At 70.5% G+C, this 11304-nt stretch carries 11 protein-coding genes; 1 reads left to right on the top strand and 10 read right to left on the bottom strand.

Annotated features, from left to right (window positions below):
• Positions 1-296: 296 nt before the first annotated feature.
• The 3 genes from EDC02_RS39420 to eccB form a co-directional block, all read right to left on the bottom strand.
• A complete protein-coding gene (locus tag EDC02_RS39420) occupies positions 297-614 on the bottom strand; it encodes a WXG100 family type VII secretion target (RefSeq protein ID WP_123605183.1) in 318 nt (105 codons plus the stop codon).
• Between the two features lie 228 nt (positions 615-842).
• Entirely contained in the window at positions 843-1031 is a 189-nt protein-coding gene (locus tag EDC02_RS42230; protein ID WP_233606679.1) for a type VII secretion protein EccB, read from the bottom strand.
• Positions 995-2197 (bottom strand): type VII secretion protein EccB, encoded by a 1203-nt coding sequence (eccB, locus tag EDC02_RS39415; protein ID WP_233606678.1) that lies wholly within the window; start codon positions 2195-2197, stop codon positions 995-997. The genes EDC02_RS42230 and eccB overlap by 37 nt, the downstream gene beginning before the upstream one ends.
• A gap of 147 nt (positions 2198-2344) precedes the next feature.
• On the opposite strand from eccB, the gene EDC02_RS39410 reads away from it, so the two are divergent.
• Positions 2345-2731 carry a phage holin family protein gene (locus tag EDC02_RS39410; protein WP_123604353.1) on the top strand — a complete coding sequence of 129 codons (387 nt, stop codon included), beginning with the start codon at positions 2345-2347 and terminating at the stop codon, positions 2729-2731.
• A 141-nt stretch (positions 2732-2872) separates the two neighbouring features.
• Here EDC02_RS39410 and EDC02_RS39405 read toward each other — a convergent pair whose 3' ends face one another.
• The 7 genes from EDC02_RS39405 to nuoL form a co-directional block, all read right to left on the bottom strand.
• Positions 2873-3562, bottom strand: coding sequence for an anti-sigma factor (locus EDC02_RS39405; RefSeq protein ID WP_123607135.1), 690 nt, complete (start codon positions 3560-3562; stop codon positions 2873-2875).
• Positions 3559-4053, bottom strand: coding sequence for a sigma-70 family RNA polymerase sigma factor (locus EDC02_RS39400; protein ID WP_233606748.1), 495 nt, complete (start codon positions 4051-4053; stop codon positions 3559-3561). The genes EDC02_RS39405 and EDC02_RS39400 overlap by 4 nt, the downstream gene beginning before the upstream one ends.
• A gap of 92 nt (positions 4054-4145) precedes the next feature.
• Positions 4146-4940: an IclR family transcriptional regulator gene (locus EDC02_RS39395; RefSeq protein WP_123607133.1), complete on the bottom strand. Its 795-nt coding sequence runs from the start codon at positions 4938-4940 to the stop codon at positions 4146-4148.
• Positions 4941-5183: 243 nt separating this feature from the next.
• On the bottom strand, positions 5184-6242 hold the full coding sequence (locus tag EDC02_RS39390; RefSeq protein WP_123607132.1) for a polyprenyl synthetase family protein: 1059 nt from the start codon (positions 6240-6242) through the stop codon (positions 5184-5186).
• Between the two features lie 45 nt (positions 6243-6287).
• Positions 6288-7844 (bottom strand): NADH-quinone oxidoreductase subunit NuoN, encoded by a 1557-nt coding sequence (gene nuoN, locus EDC02_RS39385; protein ID WP_123607131.1) that lies wholly within the window; start codon positions 7842-7844, stop codon positions 6288-6290.
• A complete protein-coding gene (locus tag EDC02_RS39380; protein ID WP_123607130.1) occupies positions 7841-9376 on the bottom strand; it encodes an NADH-quinone oxidoreductase subunit M in 1536 nt (511 codons plus the stop codon). Before EDC02_RS39380 ends, nuoN begins: the two co-directional genes overlap by 4 nt.
• Positions 9373-11292: an NADH-quinone oxidoreductase subunit L gene (gene nuoL / locus EDC02_RS39375; RefSeq protein ID WP_123607129.1), complete on the bottom strand. Its 1920-nt coding sequence runs from the start codon at positions 11290-11292 to the stop codon at positions 9373-9375. Before nuoL ends, EDC02_RS39380 begins: the two co-directional genes overlap by 4 nt.
• Positions 11293-11304: the final 12 nt, after the last annotated feature.

Below are 11304 nucleotides of genomic sequence, written 5' to 3'. Positions count from 1 at the left end.
ATCTCCCGCAGCAGGGCCTGGAGATTCTGCGCCGCGCCGCGCCACCGGCCTGCCGCTGCTCGTACGCCTGACGGGCCGCACCGTCCCAGGTCGCTACCAGTGGCGCAGCCTCCGCTCCACCTGGTGCAACTGCGACCCGAAGAGTACGCAGCGCCTGCCCCGATGTCGGCGCTGGCCTTGTTGCAACGCCCGAAATCCACCACCAGCTCGCCGTCGGCCAACTTGGTCACCTCCTCTGTGTCATACCGCCGCGCCGCCCGCCAGGTCGTCCCGAGGCGGCAGGCCGCCGGGCCGGCTCAGAGCGGCAGCTCGATCCGTCGCCCCGCCCGGGTCACCCGGTCCGCCGCCGCGACGTCCGTCGCCTGGTACTGCGTCCCCGCGGTACGGATCGCTCCGGCCGTCTCGCGCAACGCCCGGTGCAACGCCGCCTGCTCCCTGGCCCACCCGGCTGTGACCTGCTCGAAGGATCGGCCACCGGCACCACGCCAGGCGTGCTGAAGCACCTCCAACCGCTGCAGCAGACCGCGCAGCATCGCATCGAGCTCCTCGTCGACCTGGTCGAAACGGCTGGCTGCCCGCTGCATGACCGCCAACTCGGCTTGCGTCTGCGACACGCTGTGGCCCCTCTCGGTCCCGGTCCGCCCCGGTGCTCTCCGCCCCGGTGCTTCCCGCGCCGGACGGTGCCCGCTCACCCCGCCGTCGACGGCGGTGAACGTCACCTCGCCGACCGTAGTCGGGTCGGCCCGTCGCCGCTGCCCCGGACTCGTCCGCTGTGGATAACGGCTCGGTTGCGGTGGCACCGGCGACGAATCAGCCAGAGCGCGGCTCAACCGGGGAGGCGGTCAGCCGAGGGCGAGCCGCCGGTCCAGGTCCGGACCGGCCGGCACAAGCTCGACCACCTCGGCCGGCAGCCGCGACCGCGCGGCGCCCGGGTAGCCGAGCGTCGGCAACACCGCTGGATCGGGGACCGGATGGCGTAGTCCAGCGTCGGTGATCAGGCTGACCTGCGGGGTGTCCCCGTCCGGCCGCACCGCCTCGTCCCGCCGTACCGCCTCGTCCGCCGTACCGCCTCGACCAGAGCGCCGCCGCCGGGCGGCAACCGGACGCCCGTGGCCGGGGCGTCCGGATCCACCGCCACCCGTAGCGGGGACTGGATCCCGGCGCCGCCGACGCAGACCGTGCCGGTCGCCGCCGACCGTAGGGCCGGCGTCTCGGCCGGTGGTGCCTGGGGACCGTCCGGGATCAACTCGTCGACCCGGGGCAGGCCGCTGAACCGGCCCTGGGTCAACCGGGTCGGGCCGGCCTGGTCGTGCGCGGTCAGCAGCAGATCGGCCTGCACCTGGGTGATCCCGGCCAGCCCGTCACGGTACGCCACCGCGTACTGTCGCAAGCCGCTCTGAGTGACTACCAGGAAGACCTCGCCGACCGTGGTGTCCGGAATCGTCCGGGACGGCTGCCCGGCACCGGGGACCGTCAGGCGGCCCAGGTCGGCCCCGGCCGGCAGGGCCCGGACCACCGCCGGCGCGACCGGCAACGGGCGGTGCCGGGTCCAGCCGAGCGCGGCGAGCACCAGCTCCGGTTCGGTCACGGCGTGCCGGCGACCCCGCCAGATCAGCTGTACGGCACCGTCCGGTAGCCGGGTGAGCAGCGCGTCGTCGCCGAGCGGCCGACCGCCGGAGCTACCCACGCCGAGCAGCACCGACATGCTGGGCGCGGCTGACTCACCCTGGTCGGCGACGCTGGAGCAAACCGTCCACTCCGGACCGGTCAGGTCCTCGGGGCGGGGCAGCGAGTCCGGCGCGTCGGGGATACCCAGCGGAGAACCTCGCTCGACGCCGCGTAGCGCGGCCTGCCGCACCAGCACGGTACGCGGTGGAGCCGTACCCGCGATCAGCAACGCCGAACTGTAGTTCCGCACCGGGTGCAGCCGGCCGGCGCGGTAGACGTACCGGGCCCCGGACTCCCGTTCGACGATCACCACCCGGCTGTCCCGCCAGTCGGTGGCCACGGATCCGGTCACCGCGCCGTACGCCGCGGCACCACCGAATCCGAGCACGGCGACCAGCACCCCGGCCAGCGTCGCCGGGGCGGTCCGGCGGGCTGGTCGTGCCGGATCGGCCTGCCTGGACACCAACGCTTCGACCAACCGTCGCGCTGCGTACCGGTGGGACTGCAACTGGTGCTGCCGGGACGTCAACCGTGCACCTCCGGGAGCGACGGGCCGCAACCGGTGCACGACATGGCGTCACGGGCGGTTCGACCATGAGAGAGGGTGACACACGATGGTATCGCTGGACGGCGATGCCGGGCGCGACGGCGACGACCGGCATGGCAGGATTCCCGGATGGGTTTCCTGAAAAGCCTCCTCATCCGCCTGGGTAGTACGGCGTTGGCGTTCTGGCTGGCCACCCTGATCATTCCGGGCATCACGTTGCAGACCGACGCGATCGGCGAGGCGGTCGTCACGCTGCTGTTCGTGTCGGTCATCTTCGGCGTGGTGAACGCGGTGCTGCAGCCGATCATCAAGACCGTCGGGTGTGGCCTGTACCTGCTGACCCTCGGGCTGATCGCGGTGGTCGTCAACGGACTGCTGTTCCTGTTGACCGGATTCATCGCCGGCCAGCTCGACCTGCCGTTCCAGGTAGACGGTTTCTGGCCGGCCGCCGTGCTCGGGGCGCTGCTGGTCGGGGTGGTCACCTGGCTGCTGGGTCTGGTGCTGGACCGGGACTGACCGGCCAGCCAGGTCGGCCAGCCAGGTCGGCCAGCCAGATCGGCCAGCCAGATCGGCCAGCCAGATCGGCCGCCGTGGGACGCCACCCAGTCAGCCGACCAGGTACGCCGCCCAGTCAACCGACCCAGTCAACCGACCGGGTCAGCCAACCTGGTACGCCAGGATCGCCGCGCCGTCGGCACGGACCAGTTCGAGCCGTTCCAACTGGTCGTGCTCGAACCGGGTAGCCCCGGTGAAGACGATCTCGGCTCCGGGGCTGACCGCCCACGAGCCGACCTGCTGCTTGGCCCCGTCCCGGTCGTAGGCGACCAGTTCGAAATCCATCGGTCGGCCGTCCGGGTTGGTCGGCTCCCACCAGCAGCGCATGGTGACCTCGGTGCCGTTGGCCGCCGCCTGCAGACCCACCTCGGCGTGGATCGGCAACTGCGAAGCCACCGGCTGCATCGCGACGAGCTGGGAACCGGGCGCGGTATCCGGCGTACCGCCGGCACCCACCCAGCCGACCCCGAAGCCGACCACGATCGCGAGACCGGCGGCGGCCAGCGCCGCCCCGGCGGTCTGCCAGCGGCGCATCCGCCGGCCCCGGCGGCGGGCCCGGCCCGCCGCGTCGACCAGGGTGGCCAACCGGGGCTCGGTCGACGGCGGGTCGCTGATCTGCTCGAAGCCGGCTGGATCCAGCCGGCCGAGCAGACCGGGCAGCACCGCGATGTCGGCGACCGCCTGCCGGCAGCTCGGGCAGCCGGCGAGGTGATGCTCGTACGCCGCTCGCTCGGCGGGTGACAGGGCACCCAGGACGTACGCGCCGTCGTCGTGCGCGTAGTCACACCTCACTGGGTCACCCCCATCTCCTCCAGCACCAGCCGCAACGAGCGCAGTGCGTAATGTGTCCGTGACTTCACGGTACCCGGCGGAACACCGAGCCTGGCCGCCGCCTCCGATACCGAACGCCCCCGGTAGAAGCACTCGATCAGCACTTCCCGGTGCGGTTGGGAGAGCCGGCCGAGGGCTTCGGCGACGGTCCACGCCTCCACGGCACGGTCCGCCTCGTCCACCGCTGGTGGTGGTTCCGGCAGTTCGTCGGTGACCACCTCGCCGACCCGGACACTGCGTCGACGCCAGGCGTCAATCGCGAGGTTCCGAGCCGTGGTGAACAGCCAGGCCCGTACGGATCCCCGCTCCGGGTCCAGCGACTCGGGATGTCGCCAGGCCCGCAGCAGCGTCTCCTGGACCAGGTCCTCGGCCCGCTGCCGGTCGCCACCGGCCAGCCGCAGCGCATGGGCGAAGAGCGCGTCACCGTGCTCTTCGTGCAACGCGCGCATCAGTTGTGAATCCTGGTCGGTCAAGAGGCGCCCTTCCCTTCCGCCTCATGACACGTAGCCGTCGGCCAGGCGGTTCAAGGTCCTGGAGAAACTGTTCAGCAGCCCGGATGCTCGGGGCCGGTCATCGCCTCGGCGACCGCCCGGGCGGCGGTGAGCAGTTTCGCACGGACCACCCGGGCCGAGGTCATCATCTCGGCCGCCGGCAACGCGCAGGCGATCGCCACCCGCCGCTCGACGTCCTTGTCCGCGTTGACCATCACCGCGGCGCAGGCGAGGCCCTGCCGGTACTGCCCGATCTCCAGGTGCATGCCGCGCCGGTCGCCGACCGCGAGATCGGCTTCGAAGCCCTCGATGGTGGTGATCGTGGCCGAGGTGAACGGCCGCATGCCGAACTCTTTGAGGTAGCGGAACCGCTGGTCGGGGGTGAGGGTGGCGAGCAGCGCCTTGCCCAGCGCGGTGGCGTGCGCCCCCTCGTCGAACCCGGGCACCAGGTCCTCAAGGTACGGCGAGCGCAGCCCGTCAGCCGATGCGGTCACCGCCACCTGGGCACCGACGAAGCGGCCGAGGTAGTGGCTGTAGCCGGTCTCCACCGCTGCGCGGCGCAGCGCCTCACCGACCGCTGGCGGGCCGCGGAACGCGGCGACCAGTTCGCGGTAGCGGTCGGCCACCTCGAGGCCGACGATGTAGGTGCCGTCCTCGCGACGGATCACGTAGCCCTCGTACGCCAGGGTGCGCACCAGGTGGTACGTGGTCGCCACGGTCAGCTCGCAGCGCCGGGCAATCTGTTTGACGGTCAGTCCGCGCGGAGCACGTCCGACCGCTTCGAGCACACGCAGTGCCCGTGAAACGCTCCGGATGAGGTCCGAAGGTTCCGCCAAGGGGTCGCGCACAACCACCTCCGCCGCCGGGGACTTACACCATATGAAAAGACAGCCGCCTGTGGAATGCCCTTTCGAATCAGGGGCACCAGGTGGCGACTATCGGTGTGGCGCCCGACACGTACGGTTCATGCTATTGGCTAACGCAACATCATCGCAAATGGAGGTGCCGTTCGTCGCTCCCGTACCCCCGCCAACCGGCGGAAATCCGCCCGTGCGACCGGACCGGGACCGGGACCGAGAACCAGGACCCGGCTAGTTCGTCCGGTCGGCGATGAAATCGCACAGCGACTGCATCGCCTGCCGGGCCGGGCCGGGCGGCAGCGGCGCGAGCCGGGACCGGGCGTCCTCGGCGTAGCCGCGCACCGTCTCCCGGGCCCGCTTCAGCGCCGGCGACTCGCGCAGCAGGGCGAGCGCCTCGGCGTGCAGATCGTCGTCGGTGACCGGGCCGGCGGCCAGGATCTCCCGCAGTCGCCGGGAGGCGGCGTCACCGTCATCCGAGCCGAGCGCGTAGAGCACCGGAAGCGTGTGCACCCCCTCCCGCAGGTCGGTACCGGGTGTCTTGCCCGACTGGGCGGAGTCCGAGGCGATGTCGAGCAGGTCGTCGGAGAGCTGGAACGCCACCCCGATGATCTCGCCGTACCCGGCAAGGGCCTCGACGTGCTCCGGGGCCGCGCCGCCGAACATCCCGCCGAACCGCGCGGAGGTCGCGATCAGCGACCCGGTCTTGTCCCCGATCACCTTCAGATAGTGGTTGACCGACTGCTCCCCGTCACGCGGGCCGACCGTCTCGGCGATCTGGCCGTGCACCAGCCGGGCGAACGTGCGGGCCTGCAGCCGTACCGCCTCGATGCCGAGATCCGCGGCGAGGTCGGCGGCCCGCGCGAACAGGTAGTCCCCGACCAGGATCGCCACCGAGTTGGTCCACCGCGAGTTGGCGCTCGGTGCGCCACGACGCACCAGCGCCTCGTCCATCACGTCGTCGTGGTACAACGTCGCCAGATGGGTCAGCTCCATCACCACCGCCGCCGGCACCACCAGCGGTGCCGCCGGGTCGCCGAAGTGCGCACCGAGCGCCACCAGCAACGGGCGGAACCGCTTGCCACCGGCCTCGACCAGGTGGCGGGCCGCCTCGGTGACGAACGGGTCGGCGCTGAACACGCTGTCGCGCAGCTCGGCCTCGACGTCGGCCAGGATCCCGGCGATGGACGCCTGCAGCTGCGGGTCGACGATGTCGATCCCGATCGAGGTCACCGCTCCCGCGCCGGACGCGAAGGAGCTGCCGTCAGCCGTCCTCACCACACCCCCAACCATGCCACAGCGGCGGTGGCGGCCCAGGTTGGGGGCGGGTGAGGTGGTTCATCGGACAAACTCGGCGGCGTTGCTGGTCAGATCGAGCAGCGCTCCCGGCGCCACCCCGAGCAGCAGGGTGGCCAGTACGCCGATCATCAGCGCCGCCGAGGTCAGCGCACCGGGGATGACCACCGTCGGGGTGGCGTCGCTCGGCTCACTCAGCCACATCATCACCACCACCCGCAGGTACGGGAAGGCGAGAATCATGCTGGTCACCACACCGGCGATCACCAGCCAGATCTGGCCGTCCCCGACCGCCGCCCCGAAGACCGCGAACTTGCTGGTGAAGCCGCTGGTCAACGGGATGCCGGCGAACGCCAGCAGGATGAAGGTGAAGATGCCGGCGAACAGCGGGGACCGCCGGCCCAACCCCGCCCAGCGGGACAGGTGGGTGGCCTCGCCGTCGGCGTCGCGGACCAGGGTGACCACCGCGAACGCGGCGAGCACGATGAAGCCGTACGCCACCAGGTAGAACATCGTGCTGGCCAGGCCCTCGGCGGACAGCGACAACACGCCGACCAGCAGATAGCCGGCGTTGGCCACCGACGAGTACGCCAGCAGCCGCTTGATGTCGGTCTGGGTGACCGCCAGGATCGCCCCGACCAGCATGGTCAGGATCGCGACCGTGCCGAGCACCGGGGTGAAGTCCCACGCCGCGCCGTAGAACGCCACGTGCAGCACCCGCAGCAGCGCACCGAACGCGGCGACCTTGGTGCAGGCGGCCATGAAACCGGTCACCGGTGTCGGTGCCCCCTGGTACACGTCCGGGGCCCAGACGTGGAACGGGGCGGCCGTCGCCTTGAACAGCAGGCCGACCGAGATCAGCGCGATGCCGGCGAACAGCAGCACCGGGCTGGACTGCGAGGTCTCCACCGCCGCCCGGATGGTGGCGAAGTCGACCCCGGGCCCGGTCGGGCTGTCCACCCCGGAGGTGAAGCCGTAGGTCAGCGCCAGCCCGAACAGGAAGAACGCCGAGGAGTAGGCGCCCAGCATGAAGTACTTGAGCGCCGCCTCCTGGCTGAGCAGCCGACGCCGCCGGGCCAGCGCGCAGAGCAGGTACAGCGGCAGCGAGAACGCCTCCAGGGCGATGAACATGGTCAGCAGGTCGTTGGCCGCGACGAACAGCAGCATGCCGGCGAGGGCGAACAGCGCCAACGGGTAGACCTCGGTGGCACCGGACCGGCCGGCGGCCTGCTTGCGGTCCTCGGTCGAGTTGACCACGACCGCCGCCTGGGCGACGAAGGCACCACCGGTTTCCAACGACCGCTCACCGATCAGCAACATCGCCATCACGCCGAGCACCAGGATCGCGCCCTGCAGGAACAGCGTGGGGCCGTCGACGGCGATCGCCTCACCGGCGGTCACCGTCCGGGTGCCGCCCTGCAGGACCACCGCGACCAGCGCGCCGACCATGCTGGCCAGGGCCAGCACCAGCTGCACCGGGTTGCGCAGTGTGCGGGGCACGAACGCCTCGACGAGGACGCCGATCATCGCCGCGCCGAACAGGATCAGCATCGGCGAGATCGCCGCGTAGTCGATCGCGGGGGATGAGAACTCGCTCACCGGGCCGCCTCCTGGATTACGCCCTCGGTCGGGGCGGGGTCGGACGTGCCGACGTCATCGAACAACGTCGCCTCGATGGCCGGGTTGATGACGTCGGTCAACGGCTTCGGATAGAAGCCGAACAGCAGGATCAGGGCGATCAGCGGGGCCACCACGACCTTCTCCCGCAGGGTGATGTCGCGCTTCATGCCGTCGACCGTGGTCAGCGCCGGGTTCAACGTGCCCTGGGTGGTGCGCTGCACCATCCACAGCACGTACGCCGCGGCCAGAATGATGCCGAGGGTGGCGATCACCGCGACCGGTTTGTTCACCGAGAAGGTGCCGATCAGCACCAGGAACTCGGAGATGAACGGCGCGGTGCCGGGCAGCGCCAGCGACGCCAGGCCGGCGAAGAAGAACACCCCGGCGAGCACCGGGACCATCTTCCCGGCCCCGCCGAAGTCGCTGATCAGCGCGGAGCCGCGCCGGGCCACGAACATCCCGACGACCAGGAAGAGCAGGCCGGTGGCGAGCCCGTGGTTGACCATGTAGAGCACCGCGCCGGTGCCGGCCTGGGTGGTGAACGCGAAGATGCCGACGCCGATGAAGCCGAAGTGCGAGATCGAGGTGTACGACACCAGCCGCTTCAGGTCGTTCTGGCCGACCGCCAGCAGGGCCGCGTAGATGATGCCGATCACGGCCAGGGCCAGCGCCCACGGGGCGAACCACTGCGACGCCTCCGGGAACAGCCCCAGGCAGTAGCGCAGGATGCCGAACGTACCGACCTTGTCCATCACGCCGACCAGCAGCGCGGCCGATCCGGCGGGCGCGGCACCACCGGCGTCGGGCAGCCAGGTGTGGAACGGGAAGAACGGCGCCTTGATCGCGAACGCCACGAAGAAGCCGAGGAACAGCCAGCGCTCCACGCCGGTGGACATGTCGATCTCGCTGAGCGCCTGCCAGTCGAAGGTCTGCCCGCCGACCACCCACAGCCCGATCACCGCGGCCAGCATGAACAGACCGCCGACCAGCGAGTAGAGGAAGAACTTCACTGCCGCGTACTGCCGCTGGTGGCCGCCGTAGCTGCCGATCAGGAAGTACATCGGCACCAGCATGACCTCGAAGAACACGTAGAACAGGAAGATGTCGGCGGCGGCGAAGACGCCGATCATCGTGCCTTCGAGCAGCAGCAGCAGACCGAAGTAGACCGGCACCGACCGCTTCGACGCCTCCGCGTCGTGCCAGGAGGCGAGGATCACCAGCGGCACCAGCACCGCGATCAGCATCAGCATGACCAACGCGATGCCGTCGGCGGCGAAGGTGAAGTTCACCCCCCAGTTGGGGATCCACGGGTACGACTCACGGAACTGGAACCGGTCACCGCCGACGGTGAAGGCGAACCACATCACCAGTGACAGCACCAGCACCGCCACCGACCAGCCGAGCGCCAGCCACTTGGCCAGCTCCCCCTGGCGGCGCGGGACGAGCGCCACCACGAGCGCGCCGACCAGCGGCGCCACGGTCAGCACCGAGAGGAACGGAAAGTCGTTCACGCCAGCCATCCCATCTGCAGGGCGAGGAACGCCGCGACCACCACGAAGGCACCGGCGAGCACGGACATCGCGTACGAGCGCACGAAGCCGGTCTGCAGCCGCCGCAGCCGCCCGGAGCTGCCGCCGATCGCGGCGGCCAGCCCGTTGACCAGGCCGTCGACTCCCCGGTTGTCGAGGAAGACCAGCGCCCGGGTGAGGAAGATGCCCGGCTTTTCGAACACCACCCGGTTGAACGCGTCGGTGTAGAGGTTGTGCCGGGCGGCAGTGACCAGCACCCCGGCCGGCTGCTCCTGCTCGGCGGTGCCGTTGCGGAACAGCATGATGCCGAGCAGCGCGCCGAGCACGGTGAGCGCCAACGCCAGGATGGTGACCGTGCCGTGCGACAGCACCGCCTCGTGGTGGCCCTCCTCGCTGCCCAGCACCGGGGTCAGCCACTCGGGCACCGTCGTGGCCATCAGCGCGCCGGCCGCGACCGAGCCGACCGCCAGCAGGACCAGCGGCACCCACATCAGCGGCGGCGGGTCGTGCGGGTGGTCGATGTCTTCGGTCCACCGCTTCGGGCCGTGGAAGGTGAGCACGAACAGCCGGGTCATGTAGAAGGCGGTCAGCCCGGCGCCGAGCAGGGCGGCGCCGCCGAACAGCCAGGCGGTCCAGTCCTCCCGCTCGAAGGCGGCCGCGATGATCGGCTCCTTGGAGAAGTAGCCGGACAGCGGCCAGATGCCGATGATCGCCAGCCAGGCCAGGCCGAAGGTCGCCCAGGTGATCTTCATGTGCCGCCACAGGCCGCCGAACCGCCGGATGTCGACCTGGTCCTTCATCCCGTGCATCACCGAGCCGGCGCCGAGGAACAGCCCGGCCTTGAAGAAGCCGTGCGCCAGCAGGTGCACGATCGCCAGCGCGTACGCCCCGCCGCCGAGCCCGACACCGAGGAACATGTAGCCGATCTGGGAGACCGTCGACCAGGCCAGCACCCGCTTGATGTCGTCCTTGGCGCAGCCGATGACCGCGCCGATCAGCAGGGTGAGCGCGCCGACGCTGACCACCACGGTCTGCAGCGTCGGGTTGGCCGAGAAGATCGGGTTGGACCGGGCGATCAGGTAGACGCCGGCGGTCACCATCGTCGCGGCATGGATCAGCGCCGAGACCGGGGTCGGGCCCTCCATCGCGTCCGGCAACCACGCCTGCAGCGGGAACTGGCCGGACTTGCCGGTCGCGCCGAGCAGCAGCAGCAGGCCCATCGCCAGGATGGTGCCGGAGGCCAGCGCCCCGGCGTTGGTGAACACCGCCTCGAACTGGGTGGTGCCGAGCGTGGCGAACATCAGGAAGATCGCCAGCACCAGGCCGGCGTCGCCGACCCGGTTCATCAGGAACGCCTTCTTACCGGCGGTCGCCGCGGCCGGCAGGTGGTACCAGAACGAGATCAGCAGGTACGACGCCAGACCGACGCCCTCCCAGCCGAGGAACAGCATCACGTAGTTGTTGCCCAGCACCAGCACCAGCATCGCGGCGACGAACAGGTTGAAGTACGCGAAGAAGCGTCGTCGTCCCGGGTCGTGCGACATGTACTCGACCGCGTACACGTGGATCAGGAAACCCACGCCGGTGATCAGCAGCACGAAGACCGCCGACAGCGGGTCGAACAGCAGCCCGAAGTCCACCGACAGGCCACCGACCTCGATGAACTCCCACAGGCTCAGCTCGACCGCCCGGTTGTCCAGGCCGCGTAGCTGGAAAAAGTAGGTCAGGCCGAGGACGAAGATCGCCCCGACGCTGGCCACCCCGAGCCAGTGTCCCCACTTGTCGGCGCGCTTGCCGAGCAGCAGCAGGATCGCCGCGCTGGCCAGCGGGATGGCCACCAGCAGCCACACGCTACTCAGCAGCCCCGTGGCCTGGGCGTACTCCACAGTCGATTCCACGTGTGGGCCCCT

Origin of the sequence: Micromonospora sp. Llam0 (assembly GCF_003751085.1) — a bacterium.
Classification (GTDB): Bacteria; Actinomycetota; Actinomycetes; order Mycobacteriales; family Micromonosporaceae; genus Micromonospora_E.
Note: the sequence above shows the minus strand (reverse complement) of the source record. Positions and strands in the feature narration are given on the sequence as shown.